This is a genomic window from Aeromonas salmonicida, from assembly GCF_028355655.1.
In the GTDB taxonomy this organism is placed as follows: Bacteria; Pseudomonadota; Gammaproteobacteria; order Enterobacterales; family Aeromonadaceae; genus Aeromonas; species Aeromonas salmonicida.
The window spans coordinates 4,730,001-4,752,786 of sequence record NZ_CP110645.1; the positions used below are offsets into that span (position 1 = coordinate 4,730,001).

Annotated in this window: 21 protein-coding genes and 1 pseudogene (1 of these 22 running past the window's edge); 13 read left to right on the forward strand and 9 right to left on the reverse strand. The window is 59.0% G+C overall.

Annotated elements, in window-relative coordinates; all coding sequences use genetic code 11:
- The 4 genes in view from hemG to pepQ are tightly spaced (at most 36 nt apart) and all read right to left on the reverse strand, a layout consistent with a single transcriptional unit that may run on beyond the window.
- A protein-coding gene (gene hemG / locus ONZ54_RS22020; protein ID WP_005320546.1) for a menaquinone-dependent protoporphyrinogen IX dehydrogenase crosses the window boundary here: on the reverse strand, positions 1 to 276 show its 5' portion. It extends 249 nt beyond the left edge of the window; only the first 276 of its 525 coding nucleotides appear in the window; the start codon lies at positions 274 to 276; its stop codon lies beyond the left edge, outside the window.
- A gap of 7 nt (positions 277 to 283) precedes the next feature.
- Positions 284 to 1,741 carry a TrkH family potassium uptake protein gene (locus tag ONZ54_RS22025; protein WP_021140667.1) on the reverse strand — a complete coding sequence of 486 codons (1,458 nt, stop codon included), beginning with the start codon at positions 1,739 to 1,741 and terminating at the stop codon, positions 284 to 286.
- Positions 1,742 to 1,777: 36 nt separating this feature from the next.
- Complete coding sequence (locus tag ONZ54_RS22030) at positions 1,778 to 2,395, reverse strand: YigZ family protein (protein WP_271787165.1); 618 nt, start codon at positions 2,393 to 2,395, stop codon at positions 1,778 to 1,780.
- The gene (gene pepQ, locus ONZ54_RS22035) at positions 2,395 to 3,717 is read right to left on the reverse strand and encodes a Xaa-Pro dipeptidase (protein ID WP_271787166.1); all 1,323 of its coding nucleotides are present in this window, start codon (positions 3,715 to 3,717) and stop codon (positions 2,395 to 2,397) included. Before pepQ ends, ONZ54_RS22030 begins: the two co-directional genes overlap by 1 nt.
- 190 nt (positions 3,718 to 3,907) lie before the next feature.
- Here pepQ and ONZ54_RS22040 point away from each other — a divergent pair, with 190 nt between their 5' ends.
- From ONZ54_RS22040 to ONZ54_RS22065, 6 genes are all read left to right on the forward strand, one after another.
- On the forward strand, positions 3,908 to 5,845 hold the full coding sequence (locus tag ONZ54_RS22040) for an acetoacetate--CoA ligase (protein ID WP_271787167.1): 1,938 nt from the start codon (positions 3,908 to 3,910) through the stop codon (positions 5,843 to 5,845).
- A gap of 202 nt (positions 5,846 to 6,047) precedes the next feature.
- Entirely contained in the window at positions 6,048 to 8,195 is a 2,148-nt protein-coding gene (gene fadB / locus ONZ54_RS22045; RefSeq protein WP_271787168.1) for a fatty acid oxidation complex subunit alpha FadB, read from the forward strand.
- A gap of 21 nt (positions 8,196 to 8,216) precedes the next feature.
- Positions 8,217 to 9,380: an acetyl-CoA C-acyltransferase FadA gene (gene fadA, locus ONZ54_RS22050; protein ID WP_005320563.1), complete on the forward strand. Its 1,164-nt coding sequence runs from the start codon at positions 8,217 to 8,219 to the stop codon at positions 9,378 to 9,380.
- A 286-nt stretch (positions 9,381 to 9,666) separates the two neighbouring features.
- On the forward strand, positions 9,667 to 10,389 hold the full coding sequence (locus ONZ54_RS22055; protein ID WP_271787169.1) for a response regulator: 723 nt from the start codon (positions 9,667 to 9,669) through the stop codon (positions 10,387 to 10,389).
- A 51-nt stretch (positions 10,390 to 10,440) separates the two neighbouring features.
- A complete protein-coding gene (locus ONZ54_RS22060) occupies positions 10,441 to 11,886 on the forward strand; it encodes an ATP-binding protein (RefSeq protein WP_021140662.1) in 1,446 nt (481 codons plus the stop codon).
- 124 nt (positions 11,887 to 12,010) lie between these two features.
- Positions 12,011 to 13,249 carry an ABC transporter substrate-binding protein gene (locus ONZ54_RS22065; protein WP_111589752.1) on the forward strand — a complete coding sequence of 413 codons (1,239 nt, stop codon included), beginning with the start codon at positions 12,011 to 12,013 and terminating at the stop codon, positions 13,247 to 13,249.
- Positions 13,250 to 13,323: 74 nt separating this feature from the next.
- Here the strand turns inward: ONZ54_RS22065 and ONZ54_RS22070 are convergent, their stop codons facing one another.
- The gene (locus ONZ54_RS22070; protein ID WP_005320579.1) at positions 13,324 to 13,515 is read right to left on the reverse strand and encodes a hypothetical protein; all 192 of its coding nucleotides are present in this window, start codon (positions 13,513 to 13,515) and stop codon (positions 13,324 to 13,326) included.
- Positions 13,516 to 13,686: 171 nt separating this feature from the next.
- Here ONZ54_RS22070 and ONZ54_RS22075 point away from each other — a divergent pair.
- The 3 genes and pseudogenes from ONZ54_RS22075 to ONZ54_RS22090 all read left to right on the forward strand — a co-directional run.
- A pseudogene (locus tag ONZ54_RS22075) lies at positions 13,687 to 13,782 on the forward strand (sulfurtransferase TusA family protein); the annotation flags it as partial.
- 124 nt (positions 13,783 to 13,906) lie between these two features.
- Positions 13,907 to 14,152 (forward strand): sulfurtransferase TusA, encoded by a 246-nt coding sequence (tusA, locus tag ONZ54_RS22085; RefSeq protein WP_058395855.1) that lies wholly within the window; start codon positions 13,907 to 13,909, stop codon positions 14,150 to 14,152.
- A 19-nt stretch (positions 14,153 to 14,171) separates the two neighbouring features.
- Positions 14,172 to 14,519, forward strand: coding sequence for a RidA family protein (locus tag ONZ54_RS22090; RefSeq protein ID WP_265432165.1), 348 nt, complete (start codon positions 14,172 to 14,174; stop codon positions 14,517 to 14,519).
- Positions 14,520 to 14,593: 74 nt separating this feature from the next.
- Here the strand turns inward: ONZ54_RS22090 and ONZ54_RS22095 are convergent, their stop codons facing one another.
- On the reverse strand, positions 14,594 to 15,250 hold the full coding sequence (locus ONZ54_RS22095) for an OmpA family lipoprotein (protein ID WP_271787170.1): 657 nt from the start codon (positions 15,248 to 15,250) through the stop codon (positions 14,594 to 14,596).
- A 255-nt stretch (positions 15,251 to 15,505) separates the two neighbouring features.
- Entirely contained in the window at positions 15,506 to 16,078 is a 573-nt protein-coding gene (locus ONZ54_RS22100; protein ID WP_271787171.1) for a DNA-3-methyladenine glycosylase I, read from the reverse strand.
- Between the two features lie 221 nt (positions 16,079 to 16,299).
- Here ONZ54_RS22100 and glyQ point away from each other — a divergent pair, with 221 nt between their 5' ends.
- Positions 16,300 to 17,229, forward strand: coding sequence for a glycine--tRNA ligase subunit alpha (glyQ, locus tag ONZ54_RS22105; RefSeq protein WP_125609288.1), 930 nt, complete (start codon positions 16,300 to 16,302; stop codon positions 17,227 to 17,229).
- Positions 17,230 to 19,299 (forward strand): glycine--tRNA ligase subunit beta, encoded by a 2,070-nt coding sequence (gene glyS, locus ONZ54_RS22110; RefSeq protein ID WP_271787172.1) that lies wholly within the window; start codon positions 17,230 to 17,232, stop codon positions 19,297 to 19,299.
- Between the two features lie 131 nt (positions 19,300 to 19,430).
- Here glyS and ONZ54_RS22115 read toward each other — a convergent pair whose 3' ends face one another.
- Entirely contained in the window at positions 19,431 to 19,904 is a 474-nt protein-coding gene (locus ONZ54_RS22115) for a DUF2846 domain-containing protein (RefSeq protein ID WP_017413184.1), read from the reverse strand.
- A 347-nt stretch (positions 19,905 to 20,251) separates the two neighbouring features.
- Positions 20,252 to 20,749 carry a P-loop nucleotide/nucleoside kinase family protein gene (locus tag ONZ54_RS22120; protein ID WP_334312742.1) on the reverse strand — a complete coding sequence of 166 codons (498 nt, stop codon included), beginning with the start codon at positions 20,747 to 20,749 and terminating at the stop codon, positions 20,252 to 20,254.
- A gap of 329 nt (positions 20,750 to 21,078) precedes the next feature.
- Between ONZ54_RS22120 and ONZ54_RS22125 the strand changes: the two genes are divergently transcribed.
- Both ONZ54_RS22125 and ONZ54_RS22130 read left to right on the forward strand, forming a co-directional pair.
- Positions 21,079 to 21,876, forward strand: coding sequence for a hypothetical protein (locus ONZ54_RS22125; RefSeq protein WP_271787174.1), 798 nt, complete (start codon positions 21,079 to 21,081; stop codon positions 21,874 to 21,876).
- Positions 21,877 to 22,013: 137 nt separating this feature from the next.
- The gene (locus tag ONZ54_RS22130; RefSeq protein WP_271787175.1) at positions 22,014 to 22,781 is read left to right on the forward strand and encodes an EAL domain-containing protein; all 768 of its coding nucleotides are present in this window, start codon (positions 22,014 to 22,016) and stop codon (positions 22,779 to 22,781) included.
- Positions 22,782 to 22,786 lie beyond the last annotated feature (5 nt).

The window sequence follows — 22,786 nt, forward strand, 5'->3', positions numbered from 1 at the left end:
CTTGCGCGCGGTCAGATTGACGCAGAAGAAGGCAGCGTTGGCCACCTCCAACTGCTCCTGATGAGCGTGGATAAAGCTGAGCAAGCTGGGATGAAAATTACCATAACGAATAGATGCGCCGATCAGCACCTTCTTGTACTTGCTGAGGTTGCACATGGGCAGGGTATGCAGATCATGCATCACCACCTCACATCCCGGCATCTCCTCCAGCATGACATCTATGATTTTGCGGGTTTGGCCGTCCCGAGAGGAATAAAGCACCAGAATCTTGTCCATAACAACCTCAACTACGCCAGAATGCGGGGGTAAACAGTACCAGAAGCGTGAAAATTTCCAATCGACCAAACAACATGGCCAGGATCAGTATCCATTTTGCTGCGGCGCTGGTACCGGCAAAGTTGGAGGCCACATCCCCCAGACCCGGTCCCACGTTGGTCAACGTCGCCGCCACAGCAGAGAAAGCTGTCACCTCATTCATCCCGGTGGCGATCAGTGCCAGCATGAACAGCACAAACAGAATAATGTAAGTGGCGAAGAAACCCCATACTGCCTCGACGATGCGGTCCGACACCGCCTTGCGGCCCAGCTTGAGGGTATAGACGGCGCGCGGATGCACCAGCCGCTTCAACTCCCGCACCCCCTGCATGAACAGGATCATGAAGCGCATCACCTTGATGCCCCCTCCGGTACTGCCGGCGCAGCAACCAATAAAGGAAGAGAACATCAGCATCATGGGCAGGATAGAGGGCCAATCCGCATAACTGGTGGTGCTGTAACCCGTGGTAGTGCCGAGCGATACCGATTGAAACAGGGCGTGGTTGAGGGTCTCCTGCCAATGTTCATAGTGGTTGTGATGCAGCAGCACGGCCGCGCAGAACAAAAACAGGAACAGCTGGATACCGAGGAACACTTTTACTTCAGGATCGCGCAGATAGCTCAGCAGACGCACCGGCGTATGGGTAAACACCATGAAATGCAGGCCGAAGTTGATGCTGCCGATCAGCAGGAAGCACACTGTGATGAGGTTTATCGCCGGACTATTGAAAAAGCCTATGCTGGCGTCGTGGGTGGAGAAACCACCGATGGAGAGGCTGGAAAAGGAGTGGCAGATGGCGTCGAACAGCGACATCCCCGCCAGCCAGTAGGCAAGAGCGCAGAGCATGGTCAGCAAGAGATAGATGAACCAGAGCGCCTTGGCAGTCTCGGCAATGCGTGGCGTCACCTTGGTATCCTTGACCGGCCCCGGGATCTCGGCACGGTAAAGCTGCATGCCACCGATGCCGAGCAGCGGCAAGATGGCGACCGCCAGCACTATGATCCCCATTCCCCCCAGCCACTGCAGCAACTGACGATAGAACAGGAAGGCCTTGGGCAGGTTATCCAGCCCGGTCAGCACGGTCGCTCCCGTGGTGGTCAGGCCGGAGAAAGATTCGAAAAAGGCCTCCGAGACCGACATGCCGGGGACGTCGCCGATAATGAACGGGACTGCACCCACACTGCCCAGCACAGTCCAGAACAAGACGACGATGAGGAAACCCTCTTTCGATCTGAGTTCCTTCTTGTGGTGGCGGTTGGGGAACCAGAGCAGCACGCCAAGCAGAAGCGCGATAAAAAAGGAGCTGACAAACTCGGCACCACCACCATCCCGATAACCAAACGCAACCATGGCGGGCAACAACATGGTCGAGCTGAACAGCGCAACCAGCAGGCCAACGATGCGAATAATGCTCAGAATGTGCATTCCGGCTCCCTCTTCAGGCTAAAAGAGCGATGGATTCTAGCCATCTAAGGAGCGAAGGGATACCCGTCCATGGGTGCGGTCGGTCAATTCCCGATCAACCTGGGTCCAAACAGAGGATTCCCACGCGACCTGCAAAGTGACGCGAGCACCATAATCGGCATCCAGTACCTGACCTCGATGGCTGCTGAGCAGCGCCTCTACCGCGCCCATGTCGGTGTAATCACACTGGATGAGAGAAGGGGTTTGCTGATGCCTGATCTGAGTCTCGAGTCGCTTGAGGGCTGTGCCGACACCGCCACCATAGGCCTTGACCAGACCGCCGGTACCCAGTAACACGCCACCGTAGTAGCGCACCACAACAGCGGCTATCTCACCCAGTCCGGATCCCATCAGCTGGGCCAACATAGGCTTGCCAGCAGTCCCCGAAGGCTCGCCATCATCGCTGAAGCCGTAAACCTGACTATCTTGCGGTGGCCCGGCGACAAAAGCCCAGCAGTGATGCCGGGCCCCGGGGTGCAACTGCTTTATCTCGTTTACCCACGCCTTGGCCACCTCGACCGTCGGTGTATGGGCAATAAACGTGATGAAGCGGCTCTTCTTGATCTCTTCACTCAGCTCCAGCGGCGCGGCAGGGATGGAATAGCCAGCCGCCATCAGAGACCCGCTTGTCTCGTCATATTCTCCACCCCGTTGGCATGCAGCACTATGTTGTCCTCGATACGGATGCCGCCGAACGGACGCAGCGCTTCCACCTTGTTCCAGTTGACTCGTTTGCCCTGCTCACTCTGACGCAGTGGCTCCAGCAGACTGTCGATGAAGTAGAGACCCGGCTCTATGGTGAACACCTGGCCCACCTCCATCACCCGGGTGCAACGCAGGTAGGGGAACTGTTCGGGGGCAGACAGGTGCGTACCGCGCTCATCCTGCATGAAACCGCCCGCGTCGTGGACTTGCAGGCCAAGGAAGTGACCCAGGCCGTGGGGGAAGAAGACATTGGTCACGCCGGTGTGGATCATCTCATCCACTGACATGTCTACCAGCTCCACGGACTGCAGTAGTCGCGCCAGCTTGTGGTGCATCTGCAGATGCAGCTCGCTGTAACGCAGACCCGGCTTGATCTCCTCGATAATCTCCTGCTGTTGTGAGTCCAGCGTCGCAATCAGATCGGCAAACTCGCCCCTGCGCCAGGCCCAGGTGCGGGTAATGTCGGAGGCATAACCGTGAAAGTCCACCCCTGCATCAATGAGGAAGGAGTAACGTTCCGCATCCGGCACACGCAGTGCGGAAAGATGGGTGTAGTGGAGGATGGCCGCGTTGCGGTTGATGGCAACGATATTGCCGTAAGGCGCGTCATTGGCCCCTTGGCCAACGGCTTTCATATAAGCCAAGTTGATCTCGAACTCGCTCGCCCCCGCCATGAAGGAGTCCTTGGCCGCGATGTGGCCACGCACACCGATGCGATTCGCTTCGCGCAGGCACTCCAGCTCGTAGGGGGTCTTGTAGGCGCGGTGATAGTGCAGATAGTTGAGCACGGCTTCCGGGTTGGGCTGACCCAGCCCCAGCAGCTCGGCCACTTCCAGATGACCGCCCAGATAAGCCCACTCCTGCTTGCTGGCAGGCAGGTGATCGGCGATCTGCTCCGGCCTCGTCAGGAAGCGGATGTCGAAGAAGTCGACCCAGAAGGCATTGGGCAGCTCTGCCACCTTGTGCCAGAAATCCACCGGCCGGTAGAACAGCAACACCGGCTTGCTCACACCATCCACCAGCAACCAGCAGTGGGGATTGTCCAGCACCGGCAGCCAGGCCTTGAAGTGCGGATTCACCTTGAAGGGATAATCCTGATCGTCGAGGAAGATACGGTGAGTCTGGCCGGAGTGGATGGCCAGGCCGCTGAGCCCCTGCTGTTGCAGTATGTCGCGGGTACGATGCTGCAAGGTATCGAGGTGCTGGGCAAAAAGTTGGCTGTAGCTGCTCATGGCGTCCTGCTCCGGGGAAAATGTGATTTCAGCATAACATCAAGCGAATCAAGGCTCGAACCGTCAAGCTATCGCTTCGTGAGGTAACGCATACGTTACAAAGCTTTTGTTATGAAACAAAAACCAATCATTAACAAATAAAAAACAATTCAATACACTGCCGGTAGATACATGCAGTCAGGGACTACTCATGCACAATCTTTGCCTGTGGCAACCGGATCAGGACAGGATTCAACAATCCAATCTCCAGCAGTTTATGGGCGAGGTCAACCGCTTCCACGGCCTGCAACTGCACAACTATGCCCAGCTCTATCAGTGGTCGGTGGAAAAAACTACCCGCTTCTGGCCTCTGGTGTGGCAGCACTGCGGTGTCAAAGGGGAACTCGGCGACATAGTGGCAGAGAACCGCCAGGATATGCAGCGCACCCGCTGGTTCCCCGATAGCCGACTCAACTTCGCCGAAAACCTGCTGCGCCGCCAGGATGAGAGTCTGGCCATTATCTCCCGCATCGAAGGCAGCCCAAGCCGCACCCTGAGCTGGCGTGAACTGGCGGATCAGGTGGCCAGACTGACCCAGTGGCTGCGCAGCCAGGGGATAGGTCGGGGCGACGTGGTCGCCGCCTACCTGCCCAATATCCCGGAAACCGTGGTGGCCATGCTGGCAACCACCAGCCTGGGCGCTATCTGGACCTCCACCAGCCCCGACTTTGGCGAGGCCAGCGTGGTGGAGCGCTTCGGCCAGACCCGGCCCAGGGTGTTGTTTGCGGTGGATGGCTATCGCTACAACGGTAAGGCCATCGACATCCAGACCAAAGTGGCCGGCGTGGTCAGCCAGATCGACAGCATAGAGCAGACGGTGATGATCCCCCTGCTCGGCAATCCCCTGCAACTGGGCCACGACTGGCAGCAAGTGCTGGCCAGCCAGCCGGACGCCGTCCTTCGCTTCGACCCCATGGGCTTCAACGATCCGCTCTACATCCTCTATTCGTCCGGCACTACCGGCAAGCCCAAATGCATCGTGCACGGTATCGGCGGCACCCTGCTGCAACATCTGAAAGAGCACCAGCTGCACTGCGACATCAAGCCGGGGGAGCGGGTGTTCTACTTCACTACCTGCGGCTGGATGATGTGGAACTGGCTGGTGAGCGCGCTCGCTTCCGGCGCCACTCTGGTGCTCTACGACGGCTCCCCCTTCTACCCGGACGGCAAGGTGCTGTGGGATCTGGCGCGCGATGAACAGGTTACCCTGTTCGGCACCTCGGCCAAATACCTGGATGCCCTGCACAAGCAGGGCTATGCCCCGATCAAGACCCACCAGCTGCCACAGCTACGGCTCATCTGCAGCACCGGCTCCGTGCTGTCGCCGGAGGGATTCGACTACGTCTATCAAGGCATCAAAAAAGATGTACAACTGAGCTCCATCTCCGGCGGCACCGACATCTGCTCCTGCTTCGTCATCGGTAATCCCATCAGCCCCGTCTATCGCGGCGAGAGCCAGGGACGCGGGCTTGGCCTCGCGGTGCAGGTGTTCAACGAGGCGGGCCAGCCGGTGCAGGGCGAGAAGGGGGAACTGGTCTGCACCAAGCCCTTCCCGGCCCAACCCATCGGCTTTTGGGGTGACGAGAGCGGGGACAAGTACCACGCCGCCTACTTCGAGCGATTCGACAACATCTGGTGCCACGGCGACTGGATCGAGCTGACCGACACCGGCGGCATCCTCTTCTATGGCCGCTCCGATGCCACTCTCAATCCGGGGGGCGTGCGCATCGGCACCAGCGAGATATACCGCTACGTCGAGCAGCTGGAGGAAGTAGAAGAGAGCATCGTCATCGGCCAGCAGTGGCAGCAGGACGAGCGGGTGGTGTTGTTCGTCAAGCTCAAACCCGGGCTCAAGCTGGACGAGTCCCTGCGCGAGCGCATCCGCCAGCAAGTAAGGCAGCACTGCACGGCCCGCCACGTACCCGCCCGTATCCTGCAGGTGGATGCGATCCCCCGCACCAAGTCCGGCAAGATAGTGGAGCTGGCAGTGCGGGAAGTGGTGCACAACAGACCCGTCAACAATACTCATGCTCTCGCCGATCCCGACGTGCTGAGCCAGTATCGGGATCGGCCTGAACTAGCCAGCTGACAAGGTTCAAGATTAATAAAGGCGTCATCAGACGCCTTTATTTTGACTGTTAACCTGAGGCGAGCTTTTACTCGAAACCTGTTAAACAAATGTTTTAAATAGGTGTTGAAATTGTCTTCTTTTGGATCAATAGTGAGCCTCGCCCCCTGCTGGGGATAAAGGAGCAACACCCCCCACCGAGTGGGAACAAGGAGACACTCTCATGATCTACCAAGGCGAAACCCTGTCGGTCAGCTACCTCGAAAACGGCATTGCCGAACTGAGGTTTGATGCCCCGGGTTCAGTCAACAAGCTGGATCGCGCTACCCTGCTCTCACTGAGCGAAGCGATCGCCGCATTACAGCAACAAGCCGATTTGAAGGGTCTGATCCTCACCTCCGGCAAAGACGCCTTCATCGTCGGTGCCGACATTACCGAATTTCTGGAACTGTTCGAACTGCCGCAAGAAGATCTGCTCGGCTGGCTGAAAAAGGCCAACGACATCTTCAGCGCCATCGAAGATCTGCCGGTGCCGACCCTCTCTGCCATCAAGGGCCACGCCCTGGGCGGCGGCTGCGAGACCATACTCTCCACCGATTTTCGTCTGGCCGACACCAGCGCCAAGATCGGCCTGCCGGAAACCAAACTCGGCATCATGCCGGGCTTTGGCGGCACGGTTCGTCTGCCGCGCCTGATCGGTGCCGACAACGCGCTGGAGTGGATCACCACAGGCAAGGATTACCGTGCCGATGACGCCCTCAAGGTGGGTGCAGTCGATGCCGTGGTCGCGCCCGACGCGCTGCACAGCGCCGCCGTGCAGATGATGAAAGATGCCATCGCGGGCAAGCTGAACTGGCAGAGCCGCCGCGCAGCCAAAAAGGCCCCGCTGCGTCTCTCCAAGCTGGAAGCCATGATGAGCTTCAGTACCGCCGCCGGCATGGTTGCCGCCGTGGCGGGCAAGCACTATCCGGCCCCCATGACGGCGGTGAAAACCGTCGAAGCCGCCGCCGGCATGAGCCGTGACGAGGCCTTGGTGGTCGAGGCACAAGGCTTTATCAAGCTGGCCAAGACCGACGTCGCCAAGGCGCTGGTCGGCATCTTCCTCAATGATCAGCACATCAAGGCGCTGGCCAAGAAGGCCGCCAAGCAGGCTGCCAAGGCCACTAGCCACGCCGCCGTGCTGGGCGCCGGCATCATGGGTGGCGGCATCGCCTACCAGTCTGCCAGCAAGGGCATTCCGGCTGTGATGAAGGACATCAACGAGAAAGCGCTGGCGCTGGGCATGGGTGAAGCCACCAAGCTGCTCAACGGCCAGCTCGAGAAGGGCCGCATCGATGGCATCAAGATGGGCCAGGTGCTCTCCGCCATTACCCCGACCCTGAGCTATGACAACGTCAAGCACGTGGATCTGGTGGTCGAAGCCGTGGTCGAGAATCCCAAGGTGAAGGCCGCCGTGCTGGGCGAAGTGGAAGGCATTATCGGTGACGACGCCGTGCTCGCCAGCAACACCTCCACCATCCCCATCTCCCTGCTGGCCAAGGGGCTGAAACGTCCGCAGAACTTCTGCGGCATGCACTTCTTCAACCCGGTGCACCGCATGCCGCTGGTCGAGATCATTCGCGGCGAGCAGACCTCCGATGAAACCATCAACCGCGTGGTGGCCTATGCCGCTGCCATGGGCAAGTCGCCGGTGGTGGTCAACGACTGCCCGGGCTTCTTCGTCAACCGGGTGCTCTTCCCCTACTTCTTCGGCTTCAACAAGCTGGTTGCCGATGGCGCCGACTTTGCCGCCGTCGACAAGGTGATGGAGAAGGAGTTTGGCTGGCCCATGGGCCCCGCCTATCTGCTGGACGTGGTCGGCATCGACACAGGTCACCATGCCGGTGACGTCATGGCGCAGGGCTTCCCGGCTCGCATGAGCAAGGAAGGCCGCACCGCCATCGACGTGATGTACGACGCCAGCCGCTTCGGTCAGAAGAATGGCAAGGGCTTCTACGCCTACGAGCAGGACAAGAAGGGCAAGCCGAAGAAGGTGGCCGATGTGGCCGCTTACGAGCTGCTGGCCCCCATTGCCAAGCCGAAACAGGATTTCGACAAGGAAGCCATCATAGCCCGCATGATGATCCCCATGATCAACGAGGTGGTGCTCTGCCTGGAAGAGGCCATAGTCGCCACGCCGGCCGAGGCCGACATAGCGCTGGTCTATGGTCTGGGCTTCCCTCCCTTCCGTGGTGGCGTGTTCCGCTATCTGGACACCATAGGTCTGGATCGTTACGTGGCCATGGCCGACCAGTATGCCGACTTGGGCCCGCTCTACCGTGTCAGCGACCGCTTGCGCGAGATGGCTGCCCAGGGCAAAACCTTCTACTGATTGCGGAAAGGAGATCCATTCATGAAAGACGTAGTCATTGTCGACTGTATCCGGACCCCCATGGGCCGGTCCAAGGGCGGCGCCTTCCGCAACGTGCGTGCAGAAGATCTGTCCGCGCACCTGATGAGCTCCATCCTGCTGCGCAACCCCAACCTCGACCCGAACGAGATCGAGGACATCTACTGGGGCTGCGTGCAGCAGACCCTGGAACAGGGCTTCAACATAGCCCGCAACGCCGCCCTGCTGGCGGGGATCCCCAAGCAGGTAGGTGCTGTCACCGTCAACCGGCTGTGTGGCTCCTCCATGCAGGCGCTGCATGACGCTTCCCGCGCCATCCAGGTCGGTGATGGGGACATCTTCATCATCGGCGGTGTCGAGCACATGGGCCATGTGCCCATGAGCCACGGAGTCGACTTCCACCCCGGCATGGCCAAGTCGGTGGCCAAGGCCTCCGGCATGATGGGGCTGACCGCCGAGATGCTGGGCAAGCTGCACGGTATCAGCCGCCAGCAGCAGGACGAGTTTGCCGCCCGCTCCCACCGCCGCGCCTATGCCGCGACCGTGGAAGGGCGCTTCGCCAGAGAGATCGTCGGTCTGGAAGGGCATGACGCCAGCGGTGCCCGCTTCTTCTACGACTACGACGAGGTGATCCGCCCGGAGACCACGGTCGAAACCCTGAGCCAGCTGCGCCCTGTGTTCGACCCGGTCAACGGCACAGTCACCGCCGGCACCTCCTCGGCTCTGTCCGACGGCGCCTCCGCCATGCTGGTGATGAGCGCGGATCGGGCCAAGGCGCTGGGGCTGACTCCGCGCGTCAGGGTGCGATCCATGGCCGTGGCCGGTTGCGATGCCGCCATCATGGGTTATGGCCCTGTGCCTGCTACCCAGAAGGCGCTCAAGCGTGCCGGTCTGACCATAGGCGACATAGATCTGGTCGAGCTGAACGAGGCGTTCGCCGCCCAGTCACTGCCTTGCGTCAAGGATCTGGGACTGCTGGACGTGGCGGAAGAGAAGGTCAACCTGAACGGTGGCGCCATCGCCCTGGGTCACCCGCTGGGATGCTCCGGCTCCCGCATCTCCACCACACTGATCCATCTGATGGAGGAGAAGGACGCCAATCTGGGTCTTGCCACCATGTGTATCGGTCTGGGCCAGGGCATAGCAACCGTGTTCGAACGGGTGTGATGTCAACGGCTCGCCCTCACTGCGACAGTGAGGGCGAGCCAGAATTGTCTTTTTTGGGGTCGGCCTTGCCGGCCTCTCATCGAGTCTGTCGAGATCGCCACACGGGGTGATCTCCTGTCGTCGGAATCTGCGTGTTGGCCGCCCCGTTTGGGTCGGCCTTTTTTATTTAGAGAGCGCTATATGGGAGGATATTGCCCATAACCTCACATTAGATGGGGGGCTTGCTTGCTTTTTGCTCCCCCGACAGGTTCAATCTGCACAAAAAAATGGGTGGATGCACATACATATGTCAACGAGCAAACAACTGCTGATCGTCGACGACGACCAAGAGATCCGCGAGCTGCTCAATGAATACCTGACCAGGGCCGGTTTCCAGGTATTGACGGCGGCGGAAGGCAACGAGATGCGTCAGCAGCTCGCCCTGCACAGCCCGGACCTGATTATTCTCGATATCATGATGCCAGGCGACGACGGCTTTACCCTGTGCCAACAGATCCGTCGCGACTCCCAGGTACCCATCATAATGCTGACCGCCGCCTCCGATGAGGCAGACAGGGTGATCGGCCTCGAACTCGGCGCCGACGACTACATCGCCAAGCCGTTCAGCCCGCGCGAGCTGCAGGCTCGCATCAAGGCGTTGCTGCGCCGCGCCGAATTTCGCCAGCCGGAAAAAGAGAAAGAACCGAGCCGCCGCCTGCGTTTTGCCGAATGGACCCTGGACACCCTGAGCCACCAGCTGACCCACGACGATGGCAGCCTGCTGGATCTCTCCGGCAGTGACACCCTGCTGCTCGGCATGTTCCTGCAGCAACCCGGCGTGGTGCTGGACAGAGACACCATCTCCGATGCCACCCGGGGCCGCGAGAGCCTGCCGATGGAGCGCGGCATCGACGTGCAGATCAGCCGTCTGCGCCAGAAGCTGGGTGACAACGGCAAGAGCCCGCGCATCATCAAGACCATACGCGGCAGTGGCTATATGCTGATTGCCGAAGTACACGAGATCCCGTGAAGGGTAAAAAGGTAGCAACGGCATGCTGATCGACAAAAGGCACGAGATCCCATGAGGAGTGGCTGGTTCTGGCGGGCGCTGGTCCCCCGCTCCCTGCTGTCGCGGATGCTGCTGCTGCTGCTGCTCGCTATCCTGCTCTCCCAGACCATTCTCACCGGTATCTGGATGCAGCAGATCCAGAAGCGGGAGCTGGAAGGCATGCTCAGCACCACCCGCAATCTGGCACTGTCGGCCGCCTCCACCGTCAACTTCTTCAAATCCCTGCCGCTGCAGTACCGCCACATAGCGCTGGATCAGCTGCGCAATATGGGGGGGAGCCGCTTCTTCGTGTCACTCAACGAGGAAGAGATCCACATCAGCGCCATCCCCGACAGCGAGCGCAAAACGCTGGTGCTCAAAGAGGTACAAGGGGTACTGGTCCGCAAGCTCTCGGACGCCATGGCCATCAAGGTGGATTTCTCCCGACCCGAGGACCTGCACGTCTTCAACAACGACACCCTGCTGGCGGATCTGCCCTCCTCCTGGGCCCGCTATACCCTGTCGCTGGAACCGCTCAATCCGCCCGTGCTGGTGACCCAGATCGAGATAGAACCCGGCGAGTGGCTCTACCTGGCAGCTCTGCTGCCCGCCCCCTACATGACCCTCGACGATACAGTGATGCCGAGCAACCAGGTGCGCTTCATCGCCCTGATGACGGTGTTTCTCTGCTTCTTTACCTTCCTGCTGGTGCGCTGGCAGACCCGCCCGCTGCGTCGGCTCGCCAAGGCGGCGGTCAACCTGGGCAAGGATATAGACCAGCCATCCCTCAAAGAGGAAGGGGCATCGGAAATCGTGGCGGCGACCCGCGCCTTCAACATCATGCAGCACCGCATCCGCCGTTATATCGATGATAGAGAACGACTGTTCAGCTCCATTTCCCACGATCTCAAGACCCCCATCACTCGGCTGCGGCTGCGGGTCGAGCTGCTCGACGACGAGGTGCAGATCGGCAAGTTCAACAAGGATCTGGACGAGCTGGAGCTGATGGTCAAGGGGGCGCTGCAGACGGTGAAAGACACCGACATCCACGAGAACATAGAGCAGCTGGACATAGACGCCATGCTGGAGCAGATGGCCGAGTCCATGAACCTGCATGACGAACGGCTGACCATAGAGGGCCACTGCAAGCAGCTCTACCGTGGCAAGCCGCTGGCGCTCAAGCGCTGCATCGGCAACCTGGTGGACAACGGCATCAAGTACGGCCAGAAGGTGCGCATCATCATCATGGACGACGAGGAGATGCTGATCCTCTTTATCATGGATGAGGGCCCCGGCCTACCGGACGATCAGTTCGAGCGCATCTTCGAGCCCTACTACCGGCTCAGCACGGATCTGGCCGGCACCGGCCTTGGTCTGGGCATAGCCCGCAACATAGCACACGCCCACGGCGGCGATCTGGTGCTGGAAAATCGCCCGCAGGGCGGCCTGCAGGCCACCCTCTCCCTACCAAGGCAGTAACCTTATGAAGTGGTTGTCTTTTTCTGTCATCGCCCTGATCTCTTCGCCCGTTGCCGCCTCCCAGCGTGTCGGGGTGGCGTGCGGTCGGCACCGACCACTCTCCTTCACTCAAGGCTGTCACAGTATGAAGTTGTTCCCGTTTGCCATTGTCGCCCTGCTCTCCCTGCCTGTAGGCGCCTCCCAGGTGGAGGTGCTGCACTGGTGGACTTCCGGTGGCGAGGCCAAGGCGGTGGAGGTGCTCAAGTCCGAGTGGACCGAGCAGGGCAACCAGTGGAACGATTTCGCTGTGCAGGGCGGCGGTGGCAAGAGCGCCATGACGGTACTCAAGAGCCGGGCGCTGGCGGCCAACCCGCCGGAAGCGGCACACCTCAAGGGCTACGAGTTGCGGGAGTGGGCCGGACTCGGCTTTCTGCGCGACCTCACCCCCATGGCCGAACACCTCGGCTGGTATCCGCAGCTACCGGCCATGGTGCGCGAAACCCTCAGCCAGAATGGTGCCCTGATGGCGGTGCCCACCGGTATTCACCGCGTCAACTGGCTCTGGCTCAACCGCAAGGTGTTCGACAAGCTGGAGCTGACCCCGCCCACCGACTGGAACCAGTTCGTGGTGGTGGCAGAGCAGCTCAAGGCACAGAACATCACACCGCTCGCCATCGGCAACGAACCCTGGCAGCTGGCGGTGCTGTTCGAAACGGTGGCGCTGGGCGAGGGAGGCAAGGATTTCTATCGCAAGGCCTTCGTCGAACTGGACGGCGCGACCCTGACCGGCCCCGACATGGTACGGGTGCTGACTCGCTTCCAGCAGTTGCGCGCCTACGTACCCAAGAGCTTCGTCGGTTTGAAGTGGCATCAGGCTACCACCCAGCTGGAAACCGGCGAAGCCGCCATGCAGCTGATGGGGGACTGGGTGAAGGGGGAGCTGAGCGTGAGCAACTACAGGCCGGGTGAAGACATAGAGTGCCTGCCCAGCCCGGGCAGCGACGGTCTGTTCAGCTATAACCTGGACTCCATCGCCATGTTCAAGCAGCGGGATCCCGCCCAGTTGCAGGCACAGGGTGAACTGGCCCAGTTGCTGATGACGCCGCGCTTCCAGCAGGAGTTCAACCGGGTGAAGGGCTCGATCCCCGCCCTCACCAAGCCGGACATGAGCAAGTTCGATCGCTGCGCCCTGCGCTCCTATCAGGATTTTCTGCTGGCGGAGCGAGAGGGCAATCTGCTGCCCAGCATGGCGGAAGGGATGGCAACGCCGACCAACATGCGCCAGGCGATCATGGATGTGCTGAGCAACTTCTTCAACGATCCCAATGCCAATCCGCAGCAGACGGCGTTGCATCTGGAGCGGGCCATGCGCTCGACCCGCTAGTCCCTTTCTCGACAGCCAGAAACGACAAAGGCGGATGGTGATCCGCCTTTGTCATTGTGGGAAAAGCTGACTGTTCAAGGATTGTCGTTCTCGTCCTCATCTTCGTCGTAGTAATCGCTGAGCTCGATCCAGAGCCCCAACCCTATCATCACCATGGCACCGAACCAGGTGCCGGTATTACCGATCGGGCTGCCCATCACTATCATGGCGAAAGCCAAGAACCCCATGCCTGCGTAGGCTTGCAATCTGCCGTAGGAGACCTGCATATTCACACCTCCTTGTTGAATATGATTCAATTTTTATATTACTCATAAGGCGAGATGTGGGTAGGGTTAGATCACACTTTGGTTACATATGCTGCATTCAGGCCTCATTGTTTGATTATTTTTTCGCCTTGAGTATCATTGGCAGCTGAATTGGTTGAAGGTTGATTATTGATGAGTGCTTTATTCTGCGACGCAACCCATGAATTGGATGCAATCGGGCTTCGTTGCCCGGAACCCGTGACGATAGCGCGCAAGAAAGTGCGGTTGAAGGTTGATTATTGATGACTACTTTATTCTGCAATGCGACTCATGAGTTGGACGCAATCGGGCTTCGTTGCCCCGAACCCGTGACGATAGCGCGCAAGAAAGTGCGGTTGAAGGTTGATTATTGATGACTACTTTATTCTGCAATGCGACTCATGAGTTGGACGCAATCGGGCTTCGTTGCCCGGAACCCGTAATGATGGTGCGTAAAAAAGTGCGCTTGATGGCCCAGGGCGAGACTCTGCTGGTCAGCGCCGACGATCCCTCAACCACTCGCGACATCCCCAGTTTCTGCCGTTTTATGGATCACACCCTGGTCGCCAGCGAGACAGAGCAGGCCCCCTACCGCTATCTGATCCGCAAGGGTCAATAAGCCCAGTTTCGGAGCAAACATGACAACCATTACCCGAGTCGGTACCACCCAGCGTTGGTCAGACGTGGTCATCCACAACGGCACCCTCTACGTGGTGGAAGTGCCCGCCACGGACGACGCCGACATTCACCAGCAAACCCGCGAAGTACTGACCAGCCTGCAGCGCCTGCTGGAAACCAACGGCTCCGGAGTCGACAAGATCCTGATGGCCAACATCTATCTGAAGGATATCGCCGATATCGCCGCCTTCAACGAACAGTGGGATGCCTGGATCCCGGCTGGCACGGCACCGGTACGCGCTTGCGTACAAGCCCGCCTTGCCCACGAAGGCTACAAGGTGGAAGTGCAGCTGACTGCGGCCGTTTAAGCCCCGCAACACCGGATAGCAAAAGGCCCCGCCATCACTGGCGGGGCCTTTTCGTTACCACAAACCGGAACGACTTAGGCGGTCGGGATCAGGGTGATGGTCACCCGGCGGTTCTGAGCCTTGCCAGCGGCAGTGCTGTTGGTGGCAACCGGCTGATCCGGGCCCACACCCTGGGTGGAGATACGGCTACCCGTTACCCCATGGCCGATCAGCTGGGCGGCTACGGCATCGGCACGCTGGGCGGAGAGCTTCATGTTCAGATCGCGAGAGCCTGTGCTGTCGGTGTGACCGACCACGTTCAGGCGGGTCTTGTCGAACTCGGCAACCACCATGGCAACGCCGGACAGGGTATTGGCACCGGCCGCTTTGAGCTGGGCGCTGGCGCTGTCGAAAGTGACGTTGTTCGGCATATTGAGGATCAGCTCGTCGCCATTGCGGGTCACGCTGACGCCAGTGCCCTGCAGCTTCTCGCGCAGCTTGGCTTCCTGCACATCCATGTAGTAACCGATACCGCCACCCAGGGCGGCGCCGGCGGCCACGCCAGTCAGAATACCCTTCTTGCGATCCCCCTTGCTGGAGGAGAGCGCCCCCACGGCGGCGCCCGTCGCGGCGCCGGCCAGCGCACCCCAGGCGGCCTTGCCAGTCTGCTGTTCGCCAGTATAGGGATTGGTAGTACAGCCACTCAGGGCAACGGTCAGTGCCAGGGCTGGCACCAGTATCTTGGCTCGCATGAAAAAACCTCTATGAATACAGTCCGGCACCATGCCGGGGGCCGGATTGTAACGCGCCATCACGCCATTGTCTGACGCAGGTCTGAACGGCTGGCGAGAGTGAGCATTTTTTGCGCGCCAGCGGCGCTTGGCGGGCCAAATTCGGCTACAAATGCAGCCGAATTTGTCACAAGGAAGAGGGTGGCCGACAGCCCCCGGCCATTCGGCGTGACCGATAGCCTATTGGCGGGAGTCTGGCACGGTCGATAAGCGGCCTCAGGCGGGCTGCTGACACTCGGCGTGGCAGGGGCAGCTGACCAGATGATCGTTCACCATACCCACTGCCTGCATGAAGGCGTAGCAAATTGTGCTGCCGACGAAGTTGAAGCCGAGCTTCTTGAGTGCCTTCGACATGGCATCCGACTCTGGCGATGTCGCTGGAATATCGCCGTTGCCCTGCCGCTGGTTGACCATGGGAGCGCCACCGACGAAGCCCCAGAGGAAGTCGGCGAAGTCGATCCCCTGCTCTTGCAACTCCAAATAGGCGCGGGCGTTTTTGATGATCGACTGCACCTTGAGGCGGTTGCGGATAATGCCGGTGTCCTGCATCAGCCGCTCCACATCCTGCTCGTCGAACCGGGCGATCAGCACAGGATCAAAATCCGCATAGGCGCGGTAGTAGCTGTCGGTGCGCTTCAAGATGGTGATCCACGACAGCCCCGCCTGCTGGCCATCGAGGCAGAGCTTGGCAAACAGCTCGCGGGCGTCATAAACCGGCCGGCCCCACTGCTTGTCATGGTATTCGATATATTCCGGGTCCTTGGTCACCCAGGCGCAGCGCAATTCCATTCTTCGTCTCCTGTTATTTTTCTCTGCCCGACTCTCTGTCCGACAAGGGGATTTCATCGGCCACATGACGGGGCTTCCATCCCGGGCCAACCAGGCCCGGCGCAGCCCCGCCCCATGAATCCCCTACAATTTCGCCTATTATCCGACCATGCCAGACGGTATACTCCTTCGGTTCACATTCAGCAAATCTTGCTCTGATTTCACTTCGCGCGAAAAACACTATGCAAAAATTCGATGTCAAAACCTTTCAGGGCCTGATCCTGCAGCTGCAGGACTATTGGTCCCGCCAGGGCTGTACCATTATTCAGCCGCTGGACATGGAAGTGGGTGCCGGTACTTCACACCCCATGACCTGTCTGCGCGCCCTGGGCCCGGAGCCCATCGCCTGCGCTTACGTGCAACCGTCCCGCCGTCCGACTGACGGCCGCTACGGTGAAAACCCGAACCGCCTGCAGCACTACTACCAGTTCCAGGTGATCATCAAGCCTTCCCCCGACAACATTCAGGAACTCTACCTCGGCTCGCTGAAAGAGCTGGGCATGGATCCTGAAATCCACGATATCCGCTTCGTGGAAGACAACTGGGAAAACCCGACTCTGGGTGCCTGGGGTCTGGGCTGGGAAGTGTGGCTCAACGGCATGGAAGTGACCCAGTTCACCTACTTCCAGCAAGTTGGCGGCCTGGAGTGCAAGCCGGTGACCGGCGAGATCACCTATGGTCTCGAGCGTCTGGCCATGTACATCCAGGGCGTGGACAGCGTCTATGACCTGGTCTGGTCCGATGGCCCGCTGGGCAAGACCACCTATGGCGATGTGTTCCACCAGAACGAAGTGGAGCAGTCCACCTACAACTTCGAACACGCCGATGTGGACTTCCTGTTCCACTGCTTCGAGCAGTACGAGAAAGAGGCCCAGCACCTGCTGGCACTGGAAACGCCGCTGCCGCTGCCCGCTTACGAGCGCATTCTGAAAGCGGCCCACTCCTTCAACCTGCTGGATGCCCGCAAGGCCATCTCGGTCACCGAGCGTCAGCGCTACATACTGCGCATTCGCACCCTGACCAAGGCCGTGGCCGAGGCCTACTATGCCTCCCGCGAAGCACTGGGCTTCCCCATGTGCACCCCTAAGAAAGAATTCAAGGGGAATAAATAAATGGCACAACATACATTTCTGGTAGAGATCGGCACAGCTGAGCTGCCGCCAAAAGCCCTGCGCTCCCTGGCCGAAGCCTTTGCCGACAACTTCAAAGCTGAGCTGACCAAGGCCGATCTGGCCTTCGGCAACGTCGAATGGTTCGCCTCACCGCGCCGTCTGGCCCTCAAGGTGAGCGAGCTGGCTGGCGAGCAGCCGAGCAAGAGCGTCGAGAAGCGCGGCCCGGCCGTCTCCCAGGCATTCGATGCCGATGGCAAGCCGACCAAGGCTGCCGAAGGCTGGGCTCGTGGTAACGGCATCACGGTCGAACAGGCCGAGCGTCTGGTCACCGACAAGGGTGAGTGGCTGGTTCACACCGCCAAGGTCGAAGGCCGTCCAGCCAAAGACCTGCTGGGCGAACTGGTTAGCCAAGCACTGGCCAAGCTGCCCATCCCGAAAATGATGCGCTGGGGCGACAAGACCATCCAGTTCGTGCGTCCGGTGTTCACCGTGACCCTGCTGCTGGATGGGGATCTGGTGCCCGCTCACATTCTGGGTATCGACTCTGCCCGCACCATTCGCGGTCACCGCTTTATGGGTGAGCCTGAGTTCCAAATCGACAACGCCAGCCAGTACCCGCAGATCCTGCTGGAAAAAGGCAAAGTGGTTGCCGACTTTATGGCGCGCAAGGCCAAGATCAAGGCTGACGCCGAAGCGGCCGCTGCCGCCTTCGGTGGCGTGGCCGATCTGGATGACGCCCTGCTGGAAGAAGTCACCGCCCTGGTCGAATGGCCTGTGGTGCTGACCGCCAACTTCGAAGAGAAGTTCCTGGCGGTGCCGGCCGAAGCGCTGGTTCACACCATGAAGGGTGACCAGAAGTACTTCCCGGTCTACGACAAGAACGGCAAGCTGCTGCCGAAGTTCATCTTCGTCACCAACATAGAGTCGAAAGACCCGAGCCAGATCATCAGCGGCAACGAGAAGGTGGTTCGCCCCCGTCTTTCTGACGCCGAGTTCTTCTTCAAGACCGACCTCAAGCAGACGCTGGCCTCCCGCCTGCCGCGCCTTGAAACCGTGCTGTTCCAGCAACAGCTGGGCACCGTCAAGGCCAAGGTCGAGCGCATCGAGACCGTCGCCGGCTTTATCGCCGAGCGCATCGGCGCCAATGTGGCTCAGGCCAAGCGTGCCGGTCTGCTCTCCAAGTGTGATCTCATGACCAACATGGTCGGCGAGTTCGCCAGCACCCAGGGTGTCATGGGGATGCACTACGCCCGTCACGATGGCGAGGACGAAGTGGTGGCCGTGGCCCTCAACGAGCAGTACATGCCGCGCTTCGCCGGTGATGCCCTGCCGTCCGCTCTGGAAGCCTGCGCCGTGGCGCTGGCCGACAAGCTCGACACCCTGGCCGGTATCTTCGGCATCGGCATGCTGCCCAAAGGTGACAAAGATCCGTTTGCCCTGCGCCGCGCCGCCATCGGTGCCCTGCGCATCATGACCGAGAAGCAGCTGAATCTGGATCTGGTTGAACTGGTGGAAGAAGCGGTACGCGTCTACGGCGACAAGCTGACCAACAACACCGTCGTCACCGACGTGGTCGACTTCATGCTGGGCCGCTTCCGCGCCGCCTATCAGGACGAAGGCATAGGTGCCGATGTGGTGCTGGCCGTGCTGGCCCGCCGCCCGACCCGTCCGCTGGACTTCGATCGCCGCGTCAAGGCCGTCAGCCACTTCCGCAGTCTGGATGCCGCACTGGCACTGGCTGCTGCCAACAAGCGCGTCAGCAACATTCTGGCCAAGGTTGAAGGCGAATTGCCGACTGCCGTCAAACCGGAACTGCTGCAAGACGCTGCCGAGAAGGCGCTGGCCACCCAGGTTGCTGAACTGCAAGCCGAACTGGCCCCGCTGTTCGCTGCCGGTGACTATCAGGCGGCCCTCACCCGTCTGGCCGCCCTGCGCGAGCCGGTCGATACCTTCTTCAACGAAGTCATGGTGATGGCCGACGACGAAGCCCTCAAGGCCAACCGTCTGGCGCTGCTGAACAACCTGCGCAACCTGTTCCTGCAAGTCGCGGATATCTCCCTGCTGCAGTGATTCTGGTTGAGTAAGTGATATAAAAAACGGCGCCGCGAGGCGCCGTTTTTTATTATCAATACCGGGAAGCAAGTTCCTCACAAAAAGGCACCAGTGGTGCCTCTCAATTAAATATTTTACTCTGGAGTGTATTAACTACTGCAAATACCTGATTTAGCTAGTTGCACGCTTTCCTTGGAAACTACACGCTTACCTTCACTTTCGGAAACCGCTTCAAGGTTGGCACCACCAACAAAAACGCCCATCTTGATATATTGACGGAAGAAGTAGTTTTTCCCAGGCTCAGGGATAATAGAAATCTTGTTATCGGAGAACTCGGATTCGGTGGAAATATCATGTTTGTTTCCGCCGGTAACTTGCTTATAGAGGAAAGTGCGATCGGCAGTCTCACCCAGACATGCGGAGTCGACATAAACATCTTTCTTCAGTGCCTTCCCAACAAAGCTGTCTCGGTAGATATAAAGACCCGCCATATTATTTTCCGGCACTGGGAATGCCTTGAGTTTGGCATTTTCCTGAGCATTTTCCATTGGAACACTGGCGCAGCCAGCGAGCAGAAAGGCTCCCAGCACAGATGAAACCAGTGCCAGCTTTTTTAAAATCATGAAGGATTCTCCGTACAAAATTTAGCCTGAAAGTTATTTTTAATTATCAAGAAATGCTATCCCTGACGGCCAAGGATTTGACCATACGAATCTTCATCTCACCAGTGGCATTTCAAATTTAAGTCTCTGAAATAATCACGATGTGACACACATCAAACTGGAATATAGAAAATTGTACAACATCCGAAACAACAGGCGATTAGAACTACAAGCGGTACTGGCATAGTTCACACCAGCGGTGTCATGCCATCTAATGATGCGTGAGTTATAGATCTTTATATAAGGCTATTTTAGGCAAACTAGAATAGCCCTGACGTTCGATTGGCGAAGTGCAATCGAACTTCCTTCTACCTCAACGCGGCGACAATCTTTTCCACGCTCTGGGCTACCGACAGGGTGGCGCTATCCAGTATCAGGCGCTCCCTGCTCCAGGGTTCATAATCGCGGTCGAGCACCGCCTGCCAATCCGGCAACGCAAACCCCGCAATATCGGCCGTCCGGCTCTCGACCCGTTCGCGGTGCAATTTAGGGTTGGAGCAGACGACCTCTATATCGAGACAGGGCACCCCGACCGAGAGGGCGATGTCGTGGTAAGCATCCCGGGTGAGCTGGATGGGGTTAACGGAATCCGTGATGACGATTGACCCGAGTTTCAGGTTCTCTCTGGCCAGCTCATAGGCAACGAAATACCCGGCGGGCCCCATCTCTTCACCCGTCCGTTCAGCGTCACGAATGGCCTGCTCTATGGTATCAATGCGCAGATAGACAGCCCCCAACCGCTTGGCCAAGGCTCGCGCAATGGTGCTCTTTCCGCAGCCCGGCAAACCACTGAAGATAATCAGCATCATGTTCCCTTGTGATGAAAAGGCTTGCCGGCATTCTCTCCGCGATGAAGGCCCTGAGTCCAGCGCGGGTGTGCCGGTACGCTCGCCCGATCACCACGACACAAAGCTGACCAAAACTGGGACACCCACCTACAACTCACTCCCCCTCCATGTCCTGCCGAGCCTGATCGCACCAGTCGCGCCGAGCCGTGACCGGGCGTAACATAGCTGGCCCACTCGTCACTTTTTCAGGCACGGTTCACCCCCGAAAAATCTGAATCGGCGACGGCCGTGGGCTAGGATGATGAAAACAACCTCCTGTTAATAGCCGCTGACCATCAGGGAAATTCATGCTGCAGAGACCCAGCTTCTGCCTCTTCTTTTCTACCATGCTGCTCCTGCTGCACGTCTCATTGGTAATGGGCGCACCGACCAAAGGCACCATCACCCTGGTGAGCTCGCTGGATACCAAGGAGTCCATGTACGGCCGCTGGCTGAAGCTGATTTATCAGGATGCCTTTGCGCGCCTTGGCTACGACTTCATCTATGCCGGTTACCCGGGCGGGCGAGCCCCCCATATGGCCGAAAGCGGCGAGGTCGATGGCGAGATACATCGTGCCACCGAATATCAACTGCAAACCCGCCACCTGCTGAAAGTCCCCGAATCCCACTTCACCCTTTCCTATGAGGCGTATGCCGCCATTCCGGGTATTCAGCTCAAGGGGTGGAGCAGCCTGCTCGGCACCTCTTATCGGGTGGAATACCGCCGCGGGGCCAAGTTGCCAGAGTTGGCACTGTCCAGAGTGGTGGCGCCCGCCCAGCTGTTTGATATCAGCACTGTGGATCAGGGAATGGGCAAACTGCTCAAGGGGCGCAGCGATCTCTATATTGAGCAAACCATGGTAGCCAGACAGGCGATAGCCGCGCAGATCACCAGGTCTGAAGCCGGCACCAGGATCTATTCCGCAGGCATCATGGATACCCTTGACTCATATGTGTATCTGCACGAGAGACATAAAACCCTGGTGGCCCAGCTGGCGCTCGTTATCCGCCAGATGAAACAGGAAGGCGCCATAGTCCGTTATCAACAACAAGCACTGCAAGAGAGCACACCCTGGCAACCAGCCTGGCCTCTTTCCGGCAGATAGCGTTTAGTGTTCAATGGCAGCAAATTCACCTGTTGGCAGACCGTTTTCCGGGCGCCATCCAGGCTTGTTATCATTTGAGGCTGGATATAGGCTTGATATCGCGCTCCGGCTCACCAGTCCCCCTGTATGAGGAAAGCATGGACATACCTTCTGCTCCCCCCCAGCTATCGTGCCAGCAGTGCCAGGAAAGCGGGGATCTCGGCTTCGATTTCACCATGGCCTTTCAACCCATAATCCGCTGTCGTACCCGTACCATATTTGGCTATGAAGCGCTGGTCAGGGGGATCAATAACGAACCCGCCCACTCAGTGATTTCACGGGTCAACGATGACAATCGCTACCGCTTTGATCAGCTTTGCCGGATCAAAGCCATTGCACTGGCGGCCAAACTCAAGATGCAGGGAATGCTGAGCATCAATTTCCTGCCCAATGCGGTTTATCGTCCGGAGCGCTGCATCCGCACCACCTTGCAAGCCGCGCGGGAGCACCAGTTTCCCATCGAGCAGATTATGTTCGAGTTCACCGAAGTGGAGCGCGTGGCGGATAACCAGCATATTCGCCACATAGTGGATCACTATCAGGCACTCGGTTTCAAGACGGCGATGGATGACTTTGGCGCCGGGTATTCCAGTCTCAATCTGCTGGCAGATTTTCTGCCAGACATCATCAAACTGGATATGCATCTGTTGAGGGGGATCGATAAAGACAAGGTCCGCCAGGCCATTGTGCGCCACTGTCTCGCCCTCTTTGAGGAGTTGAACATCACCCCCCTGGCGGAAGGAATAGAAACCCGGGATGAAATGGCATGTCTGCAGGCGATGGGGATAGACCTGATGCAGGGTTATCTGTTTGCCAAACCCGGTTTCGAAATACTGCCCCCCGTGGACTTTGATGCCCTTCAGTAAAGCGG